Raw genomic sequence first — 19,607 nt, 5'->3', positions numbered from 1 at the left:
GCGCTTCCCTTGCATTCATCTGATCCGCCCATGCAGACGGATCACGGCAGGAATTCGACGACGGTCTTGCAGGGCTCTCTGGCCGATACTTCCACAACCTCACCGGTCGCCAAGACCGGAACCTGACCGTCGCTGCCCGGGGGGCCGTTTGCCGGGGGCGATTGCCCGCTTTCGGCAATCTTTCTATCGGGCATCGTCCATCTTCATCCGGGTTACGGCGCCGGCCCCCGCGCCTGCCCCACCGTCGTCGCGCGGCCATGAGATTGGGTTGCAGGTCGGGCAGACGAGCGGAGCCCAGCTGGGGCTGGTGAACAAGAGGGCCCGGAAGACAGGCGCCCGACCGCGCCGTTGCAAAAGGCCCGGGTGCCGCAAGCGGCAGGGTCCATGGCCATCGCAAGTTGGACGATGATCTGATCGAACAAGCCATCGATGCGCCATTGGTCCAAGCTTACCGCCGCATGGCCAAAATACCTGTCCGAACCGGATCGCCCGATCGACGCGGCCTTCGGGGATCAAGGCGCAGATCCTGCCTGGCACAGCCAGATGCAAGGCAGGGCCTGCGGAACGGGCTTCTGCCCCGCTGCAGATTTCGCACGACGGATGTTATCGAAGCGTGAACGCATCCGCCAAACGCGGTGCTGTTCGCAGGGCCAAAGCGCGAAGTCAGTCGAATTTTCCCGATTTGATGGAAATTGAGTAACTGGAGCAAATTTCCGGGCGAAGGTATTTCGCTGCTGACAACAGTCTGATTCAAAATCGTATGAGCCAGCCGTCGGATGATGCCCTTGAGGCGCCGAGCGCCGATGACTTGCTTCGGCTCGTCGTTGATCTGTCGCAGCGGCTTGGCGTCCTCGAGGCTCAGCTGGCCGAGTTGCGGGACGAGCTCGAAAAGTCAGAAATTGTCCGCATTAGTCTGCAGGCCGAGAACCACGATCTGCGCGGCGAGATCGCGCGGCTGAAGAACCTGCCGCCGCGACCGCCGTTCAAACCCTCTGGCATGGACAAGATCACGGAACAGGAGGTGCGCAAGCCCGGAGGTCAACGGCGGCGCCGCGGTCCGAAGCGCGACAAGGACCGCGTCACCCACGAGGAGGTTCTGTCAGTAGCTGCGCCCTCGGTTTCGCGCTTCAAGGGATACGAAACCATCCTGGTTCGTGATCTGGCAATTTCGGCCGAGCTTATCCGCTATCGGCGCGAATGCTGGCTGACACCAAAGGGCAACACGATCATCGCGCCCTTGCCAGCCGGGTTGCTGGGCGGTTCTGGCGCCAGCCTGCGCCGGTTCTGCCTCGCGCTGCATGCCGAAGGCGCCAGGTGACAACGGATCGGCTGACCTCGATCCTGAACGGGATCGGGAAGGAGATCTCCAACCGCCAGTTGGCAAGCATCCTGACCACGGGTCTCGAGAGTTTCGTGGCGGAGGATCAGGCCATCCTTCGAACAGGCCTGGCCCCGGCGCCCTACATCAGCGCCAGCCATGCCCATCGCGACGGGATCACCACGCAGATCGGCGGCGAGCGGTTCAGCGTGTTCCGCACGGGCCGCTCGAAGTCACGGCTGAACTTCCTGTCGCTTTTGCGGGCAGGCCACGAAGATTACATCGTCAACGATGCGGCACTCGACTATATGCGCCAGCGCAAGGTTGCGCCGGACGTCATCGCCCGGCTTGCTGGCCACCCCGAGACCTCATTCTGTTCGCAGATGGCGTGGTATGATCACCTGGTGAGGCTGCGCCAGGATGTTTTCGACCCCAGCCTGGTGCGCGAGGTCAGCGAGGCCGCGATCTGGGGTGCCGTTCGCGATCACGGGCTGATGGGCAACACGGTGGTCGTGTCCGACGATGCCGGTCAGTTCCGAATTCCCAATCATGCCCTGTGTTGGGTGCATGCCGAGCGGCTGCTGCAGAAGCTGATGCCGAAAACACCTGAGCAGACGCGCAAGCTGGAGGCGATACGGGACGAGATCTGTGCCTCGACCGCGATCTGAAGCTTTGGAGGCAATATCCGTCCGCGGTGGATGGACCGTCCTCGTTCAACCTTTCGACGACATCTTCGGGCAACGCAGCCGTTAGAACGAGTTGGGTCAGTTGCTGGCCCGCCTGCACAGGCGAAAAAGCGAATTGCTGAAGGTTGCTCGAGCGCCCCGAGATCCCGCTCCACACCAATGCCTCCGAAAACGACCTGCGCGCCTGTGTCACCAAGCGCCGGATCGCGGGCGGCACGATGAGCGCCGGTGGCCGCTTAGCAAGCGACATCATGCTCGGGTTGATGAAGACCTGCCAAAAGCTCGGCATCTCCTTCTTCTCCTACTTGGGGGATCGCCTCGGCATCAACGGGACCTATGAACCGCTACAGCCACTCCCCAAGATGGTCGAAGGCACGACCGCCTGAGCCTCATTGCCCGGAAATCTGCCCCAGTTAGCAAGATCACCACTCTCCGGACATCACCGACCCCTTGAAAGAACCAACATTCAATCCGCATAAAAATCACTTATTGCGGTTTTCTGGAGGTCCCGACTCTCGCCTTTTCCTTTTCCTCCGGAACCCATCACCGATTCGCCCTGAAGCTCCGGGGTACCCCTGCATCCTGCCCAGATCTGCTCTCCCGCGGCTCGCCCGCCAGGTCCTGCCCCGGCCTTCGGCCGGTCTTTCTTCTGATTCAGGGCCCGGCTCCAGCGAGCATGCGGGCGAAGCCTCCGTGCCCTCGGCCCCGGAACCCGAGGCGGAAAAAGGTCCCGAACTCATCGGCCGCCAGGCGCGCTCGGCTCTGCCCGCGCCTTGCCATCCGGGCATCATTTCACGGACCGCCCTGCCCCGTCTCTCGCCTTCCAAAGAACCAGCCTTGAGCAAGGATGGTCTCGGCCCTCCCCTTCAGGAAGGGGGTCCCGGTTTCGCAGCTTGGTTTCGCCGCGAAACTGGTCAGCGCCCGAGCAGCGCCCGGATCTCGGCCACCAGGCTATCGATCAACTCGTCATTAAGAAGCTCTCCTTCCAGGCGCAGGACATAGGCCTTGCCTTCCCTGCCCTGCCGGATCGTGATGCCGCTGTTAGTCCGGGTCAGATCATCGCTCCAGCTCGAGCGCGGCGCAGCACTGCGCGGACGCCCGCCCCGGCGCGGCTCGCGCGGCGTCTCTTCGGCGGCTTCCAGAACGGGTTCGATGATCGCCCATTCCTCTTCCGCGTCCCCCGGAAGGCGCGACGAAAGCGCCTGGCGCAGCCTTGCCTCAGAGCCGGCACGAAGGGCCGCCGCAATCCGCAACCCCCGCCTTTCGGTCAGGGCTTCCGGAAATCGCAGCATATCGCCCAGTTCCTCGAAGATCAGGGCAAAGGAACGCACCTTCGAGCGCTTCGCCTTGGACCCGGTGGCGAAAAGCTTGTTGACGGCATCCTCGGTATTCGCAAAGGCCCCCTGCGTGGCGGCGATGACGGCAATCCGGCCACGTTCGAAATGGCTCAGCTCCTCGCGCACCTCGTTTTCCTCGACCATGGCGACAAAGGCCTCATCGGCTTCGGTCCTGGGTCGAATGAGGGCGCGGATGGTTGCATGCCTTTCGGACTGGCTCAGATCATGCAGCGCACGGACGGCCGTCAGCCGACGATAGCCGGAAATCAGCCCGTAGCGCGGGCCCTGGGCGCTGTGATCGGCCGTCTCATAGACCTCGATCGGCAGCCGCAGGCCATGCGCCGCAATCGAAAGCCTCAGCTCCAGCATCTCTTCCTCGTCAAGGATCATGCGGTCGCGGATCATCGCCGCCTCGTCGATCAGCCCGATCGGGATCTCCGAGATCAGCAGCCCCCTGGCCTCGGCGTCGTGTAGCCGCGCGGCCTCGGCTTCGGATCGCGCACGCGATGCGCGGCTTTCGGTGCTTTCGGTCGAGGAAAGAGCCGCGCTGTCCGCCGCGATCTGGGCGATGGGAGCCACGCCGCGCGCGAGGGCGGGACGCTCGATGGTTTCGCTGCGAAACTGGGCCTCGATCCGGTCGAGATCCGCGGTGGACGGTGTTTCAAGCCTCCTGCGCTTAGCCATTCGCCTGCTCCTTCAGCTCGGCTCGTTCCATTTCCTGATCCCGCCACCAGGTCCCGAGGATCAGCTCCTTTACCTCGGCCCATGTCCGGTCGAAGGTCTCACGGCCGCGGACATAGGTCTCGCGGTTGAACTCGCGGTAATCGGCCTCGTAGATGCCGTTCACCTGTTCGCCGGCCTGTCCCACCATTGCGGTCAGTTCCTGGCGATAGGTCGTCATGAAATCGCCGAAATAGGCCTGGATCACATTCGCAAGATCGGTCTGCTGCGCCGCATCGAACCGCGTCACGATCGCCCGCACCGCGTCCCATTCGAAGCGCATCTCGGGCAGGCCGTCGCGACGACGCGCGGCGTTCTCGCCTTCCTCGACGCTGGCGAAGGTCGAATAGAGCATGTCGAAGAAGCGCCCAGTCGAATCGAACTCCAGGAAAGAGGCCCCGAGCGGCACCAGCAGAATATCGGCGGCGGCCAGCGCGTTGATCGTGAGGTACCCCAGCGCAGGCGGGGTATCGAGGATGATGATGTCGTAATTGTCGACGATCCCGTCATTCACGAGCGCATTGCCGAGCGCGTCCCAAAGCGGCCAGCTGCGCAATCCCATCCGCCAGACCGGCACCTGGAATTCGGCCCAGTAGAGATTCAGCTGGGCGCCGAGCAGGTCGATATTCGGCCAATGGGTCTTCTGGATGAGGTCCTGAGCCGAGATCTTCAGCGCTTCGGTCAAGGTCTCGTCGAAGGGCAGGGCAGGCTGGCCCGCCGCCTCGCGCACGCGGTTTTCGTCCTGCAGGGCTACGGCGTAATCCTTGGCCATGAGGGGGAAGGCGGTCGACCATTCGTCGGGCACATGCCCGCCCATGATCGAGGTCATGCTGCCCTGGCTGTCTAGGTCGATCACCAGCACACGGTAGCCATCCAGCGCCGCCGACATCGCAAGATGGGCGGCCGTCGAGGTCTTGCCGACCCCGCCCTTGAAATTGGCGACCGCAAGGATCTTGGCCGGCAGGCCTTCGGGACGCCAGGGGCGATATTCGCGCCCCGCCGCGCCCTCGGCCGCGAAGTGATCACGCAAGCGCAGCACGTCTTCGAGGCTGAACCATTTCGAATTCCCTTCGCCCTGACCCTGGGGCAGGTCGGGGTTCTTGAGAAGCACCCGCCTGAAATGGGCCGGGGCAACCGGGATCAGGAAGCGGCAGATTTCCCAGGTCGAGAACCTGCGCAGGCGCTTGCGCCCGTCCGGGGCATAGCCACGCTCGGCCAGGTCCTGCCGGCCCCGTGCCGCGAAGGCGGCCGCTTTCGCGAATCGGGCCGTGTCGATAGGCTCTGATAGCCTTTGCGCCGCCCTTGCCGGATCGATGTTGAAATATGGGGGGAGGGGGTCCTTGCCTGACGACATCTCGTTCCCTTTGCGATGTACTGCTTGGATGTGTGTTTTCCCGAAACTATTGCACATGAACTTCCACAAGTGAAACTCCGTCTGAGGTTTCGCAGCGAAATCCCCCTAAAACATGAATAAAATGGCAACCGAAAGTTTGATTCTGTTTCTGATTCTTTAGAATCTTTGCGCCTGATTATTCTATTTAAATCAAGTCCTTGATCGAAGGACGGGACCCGTTTACAGGCTCAACGGCACCCGGTTACGGGGGGAAGGGTGCCTGAATCCGGGGGCGAGGGCACCGATTCTCGGGAAATGGGGTTTCCGGCTGCGGGATGGGGCGGAAAATGCGGATTTTCCCCGAAAACCGGTTCGGAAAGCGATCCTGCCATCCCGTAAGCGGGTACCTTTCTTATCCACAGGCTTCAAAGGAACCCGTTTACGGGGCCCTTTTGGCGCTGGGATCGGCACCCGGAAACCCGTTGTCGCCAGGTACCCTATGCGTCATAATCGGGACCAACGATAAAAAAGGGCAGTGCGATGGATGATATCCCACGCGAACAGCTATCGGGCGCGCTGCGCCGCGGTGCGGTCAAGAAGCATGTCGCGGCGATTCACGTCTCGGGCAAGCTCACGCTTTTGCAGCGCAAGCTGTCGAACGTGCTGCTGCTGAATGCCTATGACACGCTGATCAGCCGCTCGCGCCACCAGATCGACGCGCGCACCCTGTGCCTGATGATCGGCTATAACAGCAATGACATGGAGACGCTGAAGCAATCCCTGCGCGGCCTGGCCGAGACGGTCGCCGAATGGGACATGCTCGATGAGAAGGGCCAGCAGGAATGGGGCGTGTCGAGCCTTCTGAGCTATGCCAAGCTCAAGGGCGGGATCTGCGAATATGCCTATTCCCCGGCCTTGGCGGAAAAGCTGCATGACCCCAAGGTCTTTGCGCTGATCAATCTGAACATCCAGCGCCGCTTCACCTCGGGGCATGCGCTGGCGCTTTACGAGAATTGCTATCGCTTCATCCGCACCGGATCGACCGGGTGGTGGCCGCTCGACCTGTTCCGCCGGCTGATGGGGGTCGAGGGCTCGGCCTATTACGAAAGCTTCAAGCATCTCAACGCCAAGGTCATCAAGCCCGCGGTCGACGAGGTGAACCGCACGAGCAATATCATCGTCACGCCCGAAACCCGCAAGCAGGGCAGGGGGGTCACGGATATCCGGTTCCGCATCAAGGAAAACCCGCAGCTTGCCATTCTCGACATGGATGATGGCGAGGGCGCGCGGCATGGCGCGGTCTATGCCCGCCTGCGCGAACTGGGGGTGAGCGACCGGCTGGCGCGCCAATGGCTTTCGGCCCATGGCGAGGAGCAGGTGCAGGAGAAGCTCGACTATGTCGAGACGCGGGCCAATGTCAAAAGCAAGGTCGGATACCTGACGGCGGCGCTGGAGGGGAATTTCGGCGCGCCCGAGGAGACGGCCCCGCCAGCGATTCTGCCCAATGGCAGGGCCGAGCGGTTGCGACGCATCCTCGAGGTCGTCAAGGCGCGCACGCCGACGCAGCGCGATGCCGACAAGCGGCTGTTCCTGGCGCAGCTGTCAGACCCGCGGCTGCGCGAGGATTTCGAGAAGCATGGCTGGATGTCGCCCCTGGCCAGTGCCCGCATCGCCGTCTTCTGGGAGGAAATGTCGCCCGGCCTGCTTGCCGGGCTGGACGAGGGCTGAGCGCGCGCGGGTCATTTTCGGCCGGAACGGCGGCGGATCAGGTCGTTCCGCGCCTCGCCCTCTTCGAGATGTTTCAGGATGACCTGCGCGATCGACGAGACGGTCAGCACGAAAACCCCGATGCCGATCATCAGGAAGCCGATGGCGAGGAGCTTGCCAAGGCGGGTTTCCGGCGCAAGATCGCCGTAACCGACGGTCGCCATGCTGACGACAGCGAAGTAGAAGGCGTCCACGAGGCCCCATCCCTCGATCAGGCTGAAGACGAGCGCCTGAAGCAGGGCAATCAGCATGCAGATCAGGCCGAGCGCCTGAACCCGTGGGGTCCGGCAGGCCTGGATGATCGCCCGGAAGAGCAGCAGGTAGGAAAGCAATATCCGCATGCCGCACATCCTGCCCGCGGGCTGCGTGCCACGCAAGCCGCGCGAGGTGTCAGGTGACGGCGTCCTTGACCCTGGTCCAGGTGTTCAGAAGGTGCCGCGCCGCGATTTCACCCAGCCTGGCCCCGTCCCGCGCGCGGAGCGCATCGGCCATTTCCTCGTGCTCGGAGACCGCGTCGGCCCAGAAATCGGGGCCCCGGTTGCCGACGAAGCGAATCCGCTTCAGCCGCGCATGCAGATTGCCGTGGATTTCGACCAGCACCGGATTGTCCGAAAGGCTGACGATGCCGCGGTGGAATTCCTGGTTGAGCTTGAAATAGGGCATCCGCTCGCGCTTTTCGTAATAGTCGAGCATCTGCGCATGGATCGCCATCATCCGGTCGATCTGCGCGTCGGTCGCGCGCTTGCAGGCCAGTTCGGCGGCGAGCTGTTCCAGCCGGGCCAGAACCTCGAGCATCGAGAAGACCTCGTCCGGGGTGAGCTTGCGCACGAGGCTGCCACGGGTCGGGCGGATCTCGACCAGGCCCTCGGCCGCCAATGTGCGCAGCGCCTCGCGGAAGGGGGTGCGCGAGACGCCCAGCTGTTCGATCAGAGCCGCTTCGTCGATCCGCGAGCCGGGCGTCAGGGCCCCTTCGACGATCAGGTCGCGAATCCGTGCAACCACCTGATCGTGCAGCGTGGCCTTGTCGACGCGCAGCGCGCCCACCGTTTCATTCGATAGATCCATTTCCGTGTCTCCAAGCGGCCATTCATCTTTAGCGCAAAATCCAAGTAGACGCGATACCAAATACTGTATACAAAATTCAGTATGGGACGAGGGGGAGATTCGAAGATGCGGATTGCACTGGCGCTGGGAGATGCAGGTGGCGTGGGGCCTGAACTGGCCGCGAAGCTGATGGCCCATCCTGATCTCGTCGATCACGAGGTGATCGCGATCGGCGCCGAGAACGTGCTGCGCATGGGCATGGAACACGGGGGTGTCGAGCTGGATCTGAAGGTCATCTCGCAGGACGAGATCGGCCGGGTCGAGGGGGCACGGCATGTGCTGGTCGATCTGGCCAATTGCGCCCGTGACGAGATCACGCTTGGGCAGTCGAACCCGGCGGCGGGCAGGGCCTCGCTGCAGAATTTCGCGGCCGCGCTGCGGCTGGGCAAGGCGGGCCTGGTCGATGCGGTGATGTTCACACCCTTCAACAAGCACTCGATGCGGCTCGCCCGGCCCGAATATGTCGATGAGATCGGCTTTATCGACGCCGTGCTGGAAGCCGAGCGCAGCGGGCGCGAGTTCAACGTGCTGGAAGAGGTCTGGAACGCCCGCGTCACCTCGCATGTGCCGCTGCGCGCCGTTGCCGACCGGCTGAGCGTCGAGCGCATCCTGTCGAGCATCCGGCTGACCGCCGAGGTGATGGCGGCGGCCGGCAAGCCCGGCGCCCGGATCGGGGTGGCGGCGCTGAACCCCCATGCCGGGGACGGCCGCAATTTCGGGGACGAGGACGAGGATATCATTGCCCCCGCCGTCGCGCAGGGCGCGGCCGAAGGGTTCGACGTCAAGGGCCCGATCCCGTCCGACACGGTCTTCGTCCGCGCGATCCGCGGAGAGTTCGACGCGGTGCTGACGATGTATCACGACCAGGGCCAGATCGCGATCAAGCTTCTGGGCTTCGATCGCGGCGTGACGCTGATCGCGGGCTACGACTTTCCGATCGTGACCCCGGCCCATGGCACGGCCTATGACATTGCCGGGCAGGGCAGGGCGGATCTGGGCGCGACGCGCGCCGCCGCCCGGCTGGGCGTCGATCTGGCCAGGTTGAACCCCCGGCGCAACGGCGCCGTCACGCTTGCCCCGGATTGGGCGACCGCCCTGGTGGGGAGCTAGGATTTCCGGGCGAGGAGGCCCGGAGAAAGCGGCCGCGTGGAGGCGTGGCCGAAACAGTGGAGGAAAACAGATGACGAAGAAGGCAATCGGCGCGGGTGTCGCGTCGCTCATGCTGCTGTCCGTCCCGGCCTGGGCGGATTGGAGCCCGGAACGGCCCCTTGAATTCGTGGTCGCCTCGGGGGCGGGTGGCGGCACCGACAATTTCGCGCGGACGATCCAGTCGGTCATCACCCGAAACGATCTGATCGACCAGCCCATCGTCGTGCTGAACAAGGGCGGCGGCTCGGGGGCCGAGGCCTTTCTTTACGGCAAGCAGAACAAGGCCGATCCGAACAAGGTGATCTTCGGGACGAACAACGTCTATCTTCTGCCGCATGTCGCCAAGCTCGCCTATTCGGTCGAGGATCTGCAGCCGGTCGCGGCGCTGGCGATGGACGAGTTCCTGGTCTGGGTCAAGGCGGATGCGCCCTACAAGACCGTGACCGACCTGATCGAGGCGGCCAAGGCCGAGCCGGGCAAGATCCCCTTTGGTGGCAGCCAGTCCAAGGATACGGACGAGACGCTGGTCGCGCTTATCGAACAGCAGACCGGGGCCGATTTCAAATATGTGCCCTTCAATGGCGGCGGCGAGGTCGGCGTGCAATTGGCCGGCGGCCATGTCGCGGCGAACGTCAACAACCCCAACGAGAATATCGGCCAATGGCAGGCTGGCGCTGTGCGTCCGCTTTGCGTCTTCGCCCCCGAGCGCATGGCCAAGAGCGAGCCGATCCATGACAATATGGGCTGGCACGACATCCCCACCTGCAAGGAACAGGGGCTTGATATCGAAAGCTACCAGATGCCGCGCACGGTCTGGCTGCCGGCCGATGCGCCGCCCGAGGCCGTCGCCTTCTACGAAGACGCGCTGAAGGCGGTGTTCGAGTCGAGCGAATGGCAGGAATACCTGACCAAGACCTCGCAAAGCGGCAAGCTGCTGACCGGCGACGAGTTGAAGGACTTCATCGCCAGCAGCGAGGAAAAGACCGTCGAAGTGTTCAAGGCTCAGGGCTGGTCCACCGAGTGATCCGCAGGAAGGGGCCCGCGACCGGAAGGTCGCGGGCCCTTGCGCAAAGCGACGGCGACAGGGGGGATGCGATGACCGTCAGACGATTTCACGCCGAAGTGGCGACGGCCGTCGCCACGGCCGCATTGGGGGCGGCGGCCATCATCGGCGCAAGTGAACTGGGCCATGGCTGGACCGAATCCGGCCCACAATCGGGCTATTTCCCCTTCTGGGTCGGGTTGATCCTGATCGGGGCGAGCCTTTGGAACCTGGTTTCGGCCGTGCTCGCGCATCGCTCCGAACAGGTCCGGGTGCTGCGCGGCGGGGATATCGAGGAGCCTTTCCTTGACAGGGAGCGGCTGGGACGGCTTGGCCGGTTCATCGGGGTCATGCTCGCCTTTGTCGTGCTGACACTGGCCATGGGGATCTATGTCGGATCGGCCGCCTACATCACCTGGACCGCATGGCGTTCGGGGGGCTATCGCCTGCCGCTGTCGCTGGCCATCGGGCTGGGCTTTTCGGTCGCGCTCTACCTGATTTTCGAGGTCGCCTTCCTCGTGCCCCTGTTGAAGGGCCCGATCGAACCGCTTCTGGGCATCTACTGAGGAACAGGCGCCATGGAAAATCTTGATCTTCTGATGCATGGCTTCGGCATCGCCATCACGCCGCTGCACCTGATGCTGATGGTCGCGGGGGTCCTGCTTGGGCTGATCGTGGGCGTGCTGCCCGGGCTTGGCGCACCGAATGGTGTGTCCCTGCTGATCCCGCTGACCTTCACGCTGGACCCGACTTCGGCCATCATCCTTCTGTCCTCGATGTATTGGGGGGCGCTGTTCGGCGGCTCGACCACCTCGATCCTTTTCAACATCCCCGGCGAGCCAAGCTCGGTCGCGACCACCTTCGACGGCTATCCGATGGCGCGGTCAGGGCAATCGACGCGGGCATTGACGCTGGCCTTCATGTCGGCGGGCATCGGCGCGCTGATCGGGGTCATCGTCATCACGCTGCTGGCGGGCTGGGCCTCGCGCTTTGCGCTGCGCTTCGGCGCGCCGGAATATTTCGCGGTCTATTTCCTGGCCTTCTCGGCCTTTGTCGGGATGGGCAGCGCCGCGCCGGTCAAGACGATCGTTTCGCTGGCGACGGGGCTGCTGCTGGCTTCGGTCGGCATGGACAACGTGACCGGCGAGGTTCGCCTGACCTTCGGCTATTCGGATCTTCTGGGCGGGATCAGCTTCCTTGTGGTGGTGATCGGCCTGTTCGGGATCGGCGAGCTTCTGTCCACGGTGCAGGAAGGGTTGCGGTTCCGCGGCGTATCTTCGCGCATCGACCTGCGCGACATGCTGTGCACCATCGCCGAACTGCCGCGTTACTGGGCGACCACGCTGCGTTCGGGCCTGATCGGGATCTGGATGGGCATCACGCCCGGTGGCCCGACCGCTGCCTCGTTCATGAGCTACGGCATCGCGCGCCAGGCATCGCGCAAGGGCGCGGCCTTCGGGTCGGGTCGTCCCGAGGGCATCGTCGCGCCCGAGACCGCAGACCACAGCGCGGGCACCTGCGCCATGCTGCCGATGCTGGCGCTTGGCGTGCCGTCATCGGCCACGGCCGCGGTGATGATGGGCGGGCTGATGATCTGGGGCCTGACGCCCGGGCCGATGCTGTTCGCGACCAAGCCCGATTTCGTCTGGGGCCTGATCGCCAGCATGTATGTGTCGAACATCGTCGGCGTGATACTCGTGCTGCTGACCGTGCCGATGTTCGCGGCGCTGCTGCGCGTGCCGTTTTCGATCATCGGTCCGATGATCGTCGCGATCTGCTTCGTCGGGGCCTATACCGTGTCCAGCGCGACCTTCGATCTGTGGCTGGTGCTGGTCTTCGGGCTGGTCGGCTATGTCTTCTCGCGGCTGGAATATCCGCTGGCGCCGCTCGTGCTGGCGATGGTGCTGGGCCACAAGGCCGAGAATGCCTTTTACCAGTCGATGGTGCTGTCGGACGGCTCGCTTTCGATCTTCTTCGCGAATGCGCTGAGCAGCAGCATCATGGGCATTGCCCTGGCCCTGCTGATCGTGCCGAAACTGCTGCATTTCGCCGCGCGCCTGCTCCGCCGCGGCCTTGCCAAACAGGAAGCCTGATGAATTACCTGAGATATTTCGCGGGCCGCGAAGACCGTCTGGTCGAATGCGCGATCGTCGGGACGGGCGGGTTCGGGCGCAGTTTCCTGGCGCAGGCGCGCCATGTCCGGGGGCTGTCCTGCCGCATCGCGGTGGATCGCGACGCGGCAGTGGCGGCCCGGGCCCTTGTCTCGGTCGGGATCGAACCGGACCGGATCGCGCAATGTGCCGACCGGGGCGCGGCACTGGCCGCCTGGCGCGCGGGAAAGGCCGTCGCCGTCGCCGATCTGGCGCTGGTCATCGACCTGCCCTTCGAGGTGCTGCTGGAGGCGACCGGCAATCCCGAGGCAGGCGCGCGCCATGCCCGGATGGCCGTCGAGGCTGCGCGCCACGTGGTCATGGTCACGAAGGAAACCGACAGCGTCGTCGGCCCCGTCCTGGCCCGGATGGCGGCAGAGCGCGGCCGCGTGGTCACGCCGGTCGACGGCGACCAGCCGAGCCTGCTGATCGGCCTTGCGACCTGGGCTGAAGTGGTCGGGCTGACGGTGATCGGCGCGGGAAAATCCAGCGAATACGATTTCGTCTTCGACCCCGCCCAAGGCACCATCGCGAGCAACGGCCGGGTGATCCCGGCAGTGGGCTTCGCCGACTGGCTTTCGGCGGATGGTCGGCCCTGGCCCGAGGTCGCGGCGGCCCGCGCCCGCATCGCAGCCGAACTGCCGCAACGCGCCGTGCCCGACCTGTGCGAAATGACGCTGGTCGCCAATGCGCTGGGGCTTGCGCCGGACCGGTCCGATCTCCATGCCCCGATCGCCCGGATCACCGAGATCGCCGACCTGATCTGTGGCGAAGGCGATGGCGGGCTCTTGCAGGGCAGGGGGCAGCTTGACGTGTTCCACTGCCTGCGCCTGCCGGGCGAGCCGAGCTTTGCGGGGGGCGTCTTCGTCACCGTCCGCTGCGAAGATGACGAAAGCTGGGCGATGCTGCGGGACAAGGGCCATGTCGTCGCGCGCAATGGCCGGACGGCGATGCTGGGCCTGCCGCGCCATCTTCTGGGGCTGGAAGCCGCGACGACCGTGTTCGAGGCCGCGTTGCTGGGCTGTTCATCAGGCGGCGTCGCGCCACGCCAGGTGATCGACCTGACCGCCCATGCCGATCGCGATCTTGCCGCCGGGACCGTGCTGCACGCCAAGGGGCATCATCACAGCATCGAGGGTGTATCGGGGCGGATGACCCCGGCGGCGGCGCTGGGGGACGATGTGCCGATCCCCTATTACCTTGCCGCCGGGCGGCCCCTGACGCGCAATGTCGCGGCAGGCCGGCCGATCCTTTGCAGCGATGTCGCGCTGGACGAGGGGTCGTCGCTTATGGCGCTGCGCCGTCTGCAGGATCGCTGGATGGCCGAGGATGGGCCGGTCCGGTCCGGGACAGAGACCGTTTCGGCCTGAACGGACGGCATGTCGCAAGAACAACGATGCGAAGCGGATTGGTATCTTCGCCGATGATTTCACCGGCGCGGGGCCTGCCAGGGCAGGGCGGGCTGGGAATCGCCCCACATGCCGAACTGCCGCAAGGGCCTGCCTCGGGAGATCGAAGCGGGGATGGCGGCGCTGACATTGCACCAGGTCCGGCCGGACGAGGCCGTGCGCCAGTCGCTTGACGCGCTCGATCGTTGCGCTTGAGGCAGGCGATCAACTCATCGGCTTCTTCATGGCTGATCCGCCCGTCGCAAGGGGATAAGTTCTGCGATGCGATAATGGGCAATTGTTCCTGGGAATTCGCGTTTGGCCCGTCCGCGAGGCCTCTTGCCGGACGGGTTTCGCCTGCTCCGTGTTATTCTGGACCCGATGCGACCGGGGGAGACGGCCGAGTTGGGCGGATATTTTCATTCCGACGGAGAGGGAGAGGATGGCTGGCCGGTCTTCTGGCCCTGGCCCTGGCCCGTGACGCAGGCATGGCCGGTCCTGTGCTTTACGGGCAAGCGGGCAGAGGATTATCCGTGGTTCACCCCGAACCGCGTGCTGCTGGATCAGGAAGGCATGAGATTGCGGGTTTTCGGCCAGCCCGCGCGCGGCGTGCTGCCTGTCCTGATCGTTGCACCCCATGCCGGGCATAGTGCGACGATCGCGGATTTCGCGCAGGGCCAGAGCATCGTCGCGGCGCTGCTTTCGGCCGGAATTCCCGCGATCATGGTCACGGATTGGAAGCCGGCTCGGCGCGAGATGCGCGATTTCACGATCGAGAGCTATCTGCTTGAAATTGATGCGGCGATCGACGAGCTGGGTGGCAAGGTGCATCTGGTGGGGCTTTGCCAGGGCGGGTGGATGTCGGCCATGATCGCCGCGCGGAATCCGGGAAAGGTCGTCTCGATGGTGCTGGCCGGCTCGCCGGTCGATGCCGGCGCCGGGAACGGCGCGATCAGCAGGCTTGCCAATTCCATCCCCTTTGCGACCTATGAGCAGATGGTGATGCTGGGCGGCGGGCTGATGCCCGGCCCCTTCATGCTGGCGGGGTGGGAATCGCTGCGGATCGCGGGATGGGCGCGTGCTTCCGTGCCGCAAGGCGCCGAGGACGAGGAGCCGATGGAATACAGCCCCGCTTTCGCGCATTGGTATCAGCATACGCTCGACCTGCCGGGGCGCTATTACCTTGAGGTGGTCTGGCGGATATTCAAGAGAAACGAGCTGGCCAAGGGCCGTTTCGAGGCGCTGGGGCAAGTGCTTTCGCTGGCCGACGTGACCTGTCCCACCTGGCTGCTGGCCGGGCAATATGACCGGATCGTCCCACCCGAACAGGCTTTCGCGACGGCCGGGCTTCTGGGAAGCAGGGAAGACGATGTCGTCCGCAGGCTTGTGCCCGACCAGCATATCGGGCTGTTCATGGGAAAGCGCACGATCGCAACGACCTGGCCCGAGATCGGTCGCTGGATCCTGTCGCGGGACCAGGCCGGCTGAGCGCTCGAACGAAATGGGCGCGCCGAGGCAAGCCGGCGCGCCCTTCCCGGGGGAGGGAAGCTGTCAGAACACGAAATCGGACTGGCTGAGTTCGTAAAGATAGGTGTCCTCGAGCGTCAGCGTATGGCCGCCGCCGAAATCGAAGACCAGGTCATCGCCCTGCTGGCTGGCGGCGTATTGCAGATCCGACCAGTCGTCGAACCCGCCCCCGACCTGGAGCTTGATCTTGTCGGTGCCGGCTTCGAAATCGGTGATCGTGTCATTGCCAAATCTGAAAACGAATGTGTCCTCGTTCGCGCCGCCGGTCATCCAGTCGTCGTCGCGGCCGCCGTCGATCAGGTCCTTGCCATCGCTGCCGATGATGGTGTCATCGCCATTGCCGCCAAAGGCCTGCAACTTGATCTTGCCTGCGGTCAGGCCGCTGGCGTCGATCTGGTCGTCGCCGCCGAGACCTTCGACCTTGAGCACCTCGGTATGCTCGATCTCGATCGTGAAGGGGCCAAGATTGGTGCGTTCGAAATGCACCCCCGTTTCGGATGAGCTGACCTCGAAGAAATCTCCCGCGGTCTCGGCGCCCTCGACGATCGCCGTGTCGAAGCCCGCGCCGCCATCCATGGTGTCCGAGCCGTCGCCGTTGTCCCATTCCATGGTGTCGCGACCGGCGCCGCCGAACATCACGTCATTGCCCTTTTCGCCTTCGAGCCGGTCATTGCCGTCGCCGCCGCTGAGATAGTCGTTGCCGTCGCCACCGATCAGCGTGTCCTTGCCATCGCCGCCATAGGCTTCAAGCGAGATCGCACCGGCTTCAAGCCCGCTGGCGTCGATCAGGTCATTGCCGCCAAGGCCGTTGACGATCAGCTTTTCGGTGCTGCCGATGTCCAGAGAGAAGTTGCCGAAATTGACGCGCTGGAAATCGACCCGCCCATCGGCGCTGGAGATTTCGAAGACATCGCCGGCCGTGTCCGAGCCGTTCGCGATGGCGGTATCATAGCCCGCGCCGCCTTCCATCACGTCCGAGCCGTCGCCATTGTTCCAGACCATCGTGTCCCGGCCGTCGCCGCCCAGCATGACATCCGCGCCCTTGCCGCCGACCAGCAGGTCATTTCCCTTTTCGCCGATCAGCACGTCATCGCCATCGCCACCCTGCAGTTCATCATTGCCGCCGCCGGCCGCGATGACATCATTGCCGGCCAATGCCTCGAACAGCTCGGCCGCGCCGCTGCCGATCAGCACATCGGCCAGATCCGTTCCGGGGATTGTCGTCTTTGCCATCTTTCCGTCTCCTCGATCCAGTTGGACAACGCCACCACGACGTTGATGTCTCTTGGTCGTGGCGGTCCGGGGGGCGGTTCAAAATTTCTTCTGCGGGAAGGCGGTTTTTTCGCTCGCCAAGTCGGAAGCGGGTTGTAACGTGGGTCCGCGTGACGAGGTTGGCCGGATATGGGCCAGCTGTTCTTGAAGCCTTGTTTTCAAGCGATATCAGGAAATTATAAAGCGGACCGGGCGATGTCAGCACAAGACCAGATCAGCGACGAGGTCCTGATTTCCCGGATCGGCAAAGGCGACAAATCGGCGATGAAGTCGCTTTACGATCGTCTGTCGAAACCGCTTTACTGCTTTCTCAGGGCGCGGATGGGCGACCCGTTCGAGGCCGCCGACCTGATGCAGGAGACATTTCTTGAGGTCTGGCGCGGCGCGGCGCGGTTCGAGGGCAGGTCAAGCGCGCGGACCTGGATCTTCGGCATTGCCCGCAACAGGTCGGTGGACCGGCTGCGCCGTGCGGGGCGCGTAGTCCTGGCCGAACCGGACGAGACCGTGGCGGACGAAACGCCCGACCCCGAGGCGCTTGCCGCAGCCGCGAGCGATGCGTCCAAGGTCAGGGCCTGCATGGAGGGGCTGAGCGCGCCGCATCGCTCGGTCGTCGAACTGGCGTTTTTCCAGGATCTGGGCTACGGCGAGATCGCCGAGATCGAGGGCGTGCCGACGGGCACTGTCAAGACCCGGATCATGCATGCCAAGCAATTGCTGAAACGCTGCCTCGCGGCCTTCATGAAATATCGCTGAGCTATTCGCCCATCAGTTGGCCTGAACGGATTCGACGATCGCGGTTTCTTCCGACAGGCGCTGCAGCGCCGCGTCGCGGGCCGTATCGTTCCGGAAGCCGAGCGTCCAGAGGCCGAGCGCGCTGGGTCCGCCGATGATCTCGGCCCCGATATCCTGCAACAGCGCGCGGATGCGGGCCTCGGTCGCCTCGGGCACGAAGGCTACGGCAAGCGTGCCGCCGGCCGTTTGGGATGCCGGCGCGTAGCGGTCTGTGCCGGGCAGGATCTGCGGCAGGCGCGGCAGGACGGCGAACTGCCACAGCCCCACCGCCAGAAGCACCGTCGCGGCAATTTCGAGCGGGCGAAGCCAGCGGCGCCGCGAGCGGTCCGGGGCGACCCTTTCCGCGTCGATCGCGCGCGAAAGCCTGGCCCAGCCCAGATCACCCGGCGCGGCTTCATCCCCTGTTTCGCGGGTCAGAAGCAGGCCGCGCAGCAGCGCGATATCGCCGCGGACCTCGGGCAATTGCCGTGCCGCCTCTTCGACCGCGGCCTGCTCCTTCTCTGGAAGGGTGCCTCGGACATAGGCCATGAGTGTGATGTCGTCGGGCCGATCTGCCTGATCGTCCATCGAAATTTCCCCTTTTCTGCCCGATATCCGGCTTGGGAAGCGGGTCCTTCACTATGTATGGTCGAAAATGGCGCCGTTGTGGTTCAATTTTCTCGCAGGCGATTTTTCGGCCCCTGATTGAACCGGTTGCCCTGCCCAAGCGACCGAGTGTGGAACCCGCGCAGAAAGGATGATGTCATGACTCACCCCATGAAACGGGCGGCGTGGTTCGCGATGCTGATTGGCCTGACGGCTTGCGCCGCGCCCGAACTGAACCCTCCGCCCTCCGATCAGATCGCGCGCGATGCGGCCAATGTGATCGATCCGGGCCAGATCGTGGCGCTGGTGCCGGGCGAGGCCGCCGCGGCGCGGCTTGCGACGCGGGCGCGCCAGCAGGGCTATGTGCTCTTGCGGCAGGACGATCTTGCGTCGCTGGGGTTTCGCCAGCTTGTCTTCCGTATCCCGCGGGGGCGCGATGGGCCGACGGCGATTGCCGAACTGGAGGCCATCGAGCGCAGCGCCACGGCGGGCGTGAACCATGCCTATCGGCTTCAGGCCGAGCCCGGCGGCCGGGTCTATGCCGACCGGTTGCTGGACTGGTCGTCTTCGGGCTGCGCGGCGCGCCTTCCGGTCGGGATCATCGACGGGGCGGTGGACAGCGGCGCGGCCGAGTTGAGAAACGCCCGGATCGTCCAGAAGGATTTCACCGGCGGACATCCCGCAGCCGTCGAGCATGGCACGGCGGTGGCCGAGATCATCGCCGGTCCGGGGCGACTGACGGGGGCGCAGATCTACAGCGCCTCGGTCGTCTCTGATGCGCCGGAATTCGATGAGGCCGCAGGGGTCGACACGCTGATGCGCGCGATCGACTGGCTGGCTGCCTCGGGTGTGCGACTGGTCAATGTCAGCCTTGCCGGGCCCTATAACAAGATCCTGGACCGCGGGCTTCAGGCCGCCGATCGCAAGGGGATGGTGGTGATCGCGGCGGCGGGGAATGTTGGCCCGTCGAGCCCGCCGCGCTATCCGGCCGCCTTTTCCCAGACGATCGCGGTGACCGCGATCGATGCCGCGATGCGTCCCTATGATCTTGCGCCCCGGGGGGCGCATATCGACTTTGCCGCGCCGGGCGTCGACATCTATCTGGAGCTGGACGGGCAGGGGAAATATCTTTCGGGAACGTCCCTGGCTGCCCCCTATGTCACCGCGCTGGTGGCCGGGGAAGGTGCCGCAGGCTCGGTCAGCTCGGTGCGCCATGCGCTGTCGGGCAACGCGCGCGACCTTGGCGAGAAAGGGCCCGATGCGGTTTTCGGAAACGGCCTGCCGCGTCCCGGCGGCGCCTGTCGCAAGGGCTGAGCGGCCAACTCTGCCCCGGTTCGGGGCAGAGCGTTAACGAATTTTCAACAAACATATTGCAAATCAGTCAAATGGCCGAAAATCATGCATTGTCCAAGCCCGGAACCCTGCGACGTAGGCGCA

The 19,607-nt window shown here is 64.6% G+C and carries 20 protein-coding genes; 13 read left to right on the top strand and 7 right to left on the bottom strand.

All coding sequences use genetic code 11. The features are described from left to right. Nucleotides 1-41: 41 nt before the first annotated feature. Complete coding sequence (locus RGQ15_RS20735; RefSeq protein ID WP_311162766.1) at nt 42-194, bottom strand: hypothetical protein; 153 nt, start codon at nt 192-194, stop codon at nt 42-44. A gap of 566 nt (nt 195-760) precedes the next feature. On the opposite strand from RGQ15_RS20735, the gene RGQ15_RS20730 reads away from it, so the two are divergent. From RGQ15_RS20730 to RGQ15_RS20720, 3 genes are all read left to right on the top strand, one after another. Beyond that, nucleotides 761-1,318: a GTPase Era family protein gene (locus tag RGQ15_RS20730; protein ID WP_311162765.1), complete on the top strand. Its 558-nt coding sequence runs from the start codon at nt 761-763 to the stop codon at nt 1,316-1,318. Further along, complete coding sequence (locus RGQ15_RS20725; protein WP_311162764.1) at nt 1,315-1,986, top strand: hypothetical protein; 672 nt, start codon at nt 1,315-1,317, stop codon at nt 1,984-1,986. Before RGQ15_RS20730 ends, RGQ15_RS20725 begins: the two co-directional genes overlap by 4 nt. A 143-nt stretch (nt 1,987-2,129) precedes the next feature. Beyond that, nucleotides 2,130-2,390 (top strand): hypothetical protein, encoded by a 261-nt coding sequence (locus tag RGQ15_RS20720; RefSeq protein WP_311162763.1) that lies wholly within the window; start codon nt 2,130-2,132, stop codon nt 2,388-2,390. 528 nt (nt 2,391-2,918) lie between these two features. Here RGQ15_RS20720 and RGQ15_RS20715 read toward each other — a convergent pair. Continuing rightward, complete coding sequence (locus tag RGQ15_RS20715) at nt 2,919-4,025, bottom strand: ParB N-terminal domain-containing protein (protein ID WP_311162762.1); 1,107 nt, start codon at nt 4,023-4,025, stop codon at nt 2,919-2,921. Continuing rightward, complete coding sequence (locus RGQ15_RS20710) at nt 4,018-5,415, bottom strand: AAA family ATPase (RefSeq protein ID WP_311162761.1); 1,398 nt, start codon at nt 5,413-5,415, stop codon at nt 4,018-4,020. Before RGQ15_RS20710 ends, RGQ15_RS20715 begins: the two co-directional genes overlap by 8 nt. Before the next feature lie 519 nt (nt 5,416-5,934). On the opposite strand from RGQ15_RS20710, the gene RGQ15_RS20705 reads away from it, so the two are divergent. After that, nucleotides 5,935-7,122, top strand: coding sequence for a replication initiation protein (locus tag RGQ15_RS20705; protein WP_311162760.1), 1,188 nt, complete (start codon nt 5,935-5,937; stop codon nt 7,120-7,122). Between the two features lie 11 nt (nt 7,123-7,133). On the opposite strand, the gene RGQ15_RS20700 is transcribed toward RGQ15_RS20705, so the two are convergent. After that, a complete protein-coding gene (locus RGQ15_RS20700; protein ID WP_311162759.1) occupies nt 7,134-7,502 on the bottom strand; it encodes a potassium channel family protein in 369 nt (122 codons plus the stop codon). 49 nt (nt 7,503-7,551) lie between these two features. Then, complete coding sequence (locus RGQ15_RS20695; RefSeq protein WP_311162757.1) at nt 7,552-8,226, bottom strand: GntR family transcriptional regulator; 675 nt, start codon at nt 8,224-8,226, stop codon at nt 7,552-7,554. Between the two features lie 105 nt (nt 8,227-8,331). Here RGQ15_RS20695 and RGQ15_RS20690 point away from each other — a divergent pair, with 105 nt between their 5' ends. The 7 genes from RGQ15_RS20690 to RGQ15_RS20660 all read left to right on the top strand — a co-directional run bounded on the left by RGQ15_RS20690 (nt 8,332) and on the right by RGQ15_RS20660 (nt 15,482). Continuing rightward, entirely contained in the window at nt 8,332-9,375 is a 1,044-nt protein-coding gene (locus RGQ15_RS20690) for a 4-hydroxythreonine-4-phosphate dehydrogenase PdxA (RefSeq protein WP_311162756.1), read from the top strand. A gap of 70 nt (nt 9,376-9,445) precedes the next feature. Next, a complete protein-coding gene (locus RGQ15_RS20685; RefSeq protein ID WP_311162754.1) occupies nt 9,446-10,438 on the top strand; it encodes a Bug family tripartite tricarboxylate transporter substrate binding protein in 993 nt (330 codons plus the stop codon). Nucleotides 10,439-10,509: 71 nt separating this feature from the next. After that, nucleotides 10,510-11,022, top strand: a complete 513-nt coding sequence (locus RGQ15_RS20680) for a tripartite tricarboxylate transporter TctB family protein (RefSeq protein ID WP_311162753.1) — start codon at nt 10,510-10,512, stop codon at nt 11,020-11,022. 12 nt (nt 11,023-11,034) lie between these two features. Beyond that, nucleotides 11,035-12,549, top strand: coding sequence for a tripartite tricarboxylate transporter permease (locus RGQ15_RS20675; protein ID WP_311162752.1), 1,515 nt, complete (start codon nt 11,035-11,037; stop codon nt 12,547-12,549). Beyond that, the gene (locus RGQ15_RS20670) at nt 12,549-13,976 is read left to right on the top strand and encodes an SAF domain-containing protein (RefSeq protein WP_311162750.1); all 1,428 of its coding nucleotides are present in this window, start codon (nt 12,549-12,551) and stop codon (nt 13,974-13,976) included. The genes RGQ15_RS20675 and RGQ15_RS20670 overlap by 1 nt, the downstream gene beginning before the upstream one ends. A 108-nt stretch (nt 13,977-14,084) precedes the next feature. Next, the gene (locus tag RGQ15_RS20665) at nt 14,085-14,210 is read left to right on the top strand and encodes a hypothetical protein (RefSeq protein ID WP_311162749.1); all 126 of its coding nucleotides are present in this window, start codon (nt 14,085-14,087) and stop codon (nt 14,208-14,210) included. Between the two features lie 102 nt (nt 14,211-14,312). Next, entirely contained in the window at nt 14,313-15,482 is a 1,170-nt protein-coding gene (locus tag RGQ15_RS20660; protein ID WP_311162748.1) for an alpha/beta fold hydrolase, read from the top strand. 63 nt (nt 15,483-15,545) lie between these two features. Here the strand turns inward: RGQ15_RS20660 and RGQ15_RS20655 are convergent, their stop codons facing one another. Continuing rightward, complete coding sequence (locus RGQ15_RS20655; protein WP_311162747.1) at nt 15,546-16,754, bottom strand: calcium-binding protein; 1,209 nt, start codon at nt 16,752-16,754, stop codon at nt 15,546-15,548. 234 nt (nt 16,755-16,988) lie between these two features. Between RGQ15_RS20655 and RGQ15_RS20650 the strand changes: the two genes are divergently transcribed. Further along, nucleotides 16,989-17,546, top strand: coding sequence for an RNA polymerase sigma factor (locus RGQ15_RS20650; RefSeq protein ID WP_311162746.1), 558 nt, complete (start codon nt 16,989-16,991; stop codon nt 17,544-17,546). Between the two features lie 12 nt (nt 17,547-17,558). Here the strand turns inward: RGQ15_RS20650 and RGQ15_RS20645 are convergent, their stop codons facing one another. Further along, nucleotides 17,559-18,152 carry a hypothetical protein gene (locus tag RGQ15_RS20645; RefSeq protein WP_311162745.1) on the bottom strand — a complete coding sequence of 198 codons (594 nt, stop codon included), beginning with the start codon at nt 18,150-18,152 and terminating at the stop codon, nt 17,559-17,561. A gap of 177 nt (nt 18,153-18,329) precedes the next feature. Between RGQ15_RS20645 and RGQ15_RS20640 the strand changes: the two genes are divergently transcribed. Beyond that, nucleotides 18,330-19,484 carry a S8 family serine peptidase gene (locus RGQ15_RS20640; protein ID WP_311162744.1) on the top strand — a complete coding sequence of 385 codons (1,155 nt, stop codon included), beginning with the start codon at nt 18,330-18,332 and terminating at the stop codon, nt 19,482-19,484. Nucleotides 19,485-19,607 lie beyond the last annotated feature (123 nt).

It is taken from the genome of Paracoccus sp. MBLB3053, from assembly GCF_031822435.1.
GTDB classification, from domain to species: Bacteria; Pseudomonadota; Alphaproteobacteria; order Rhodobacterales; family Rhodobacteraceae; genus Paracoccus; species Paracoccus aurantius.
This window is presented reverse-complemented; position numbering and strand designations above follow the sequence as displayed.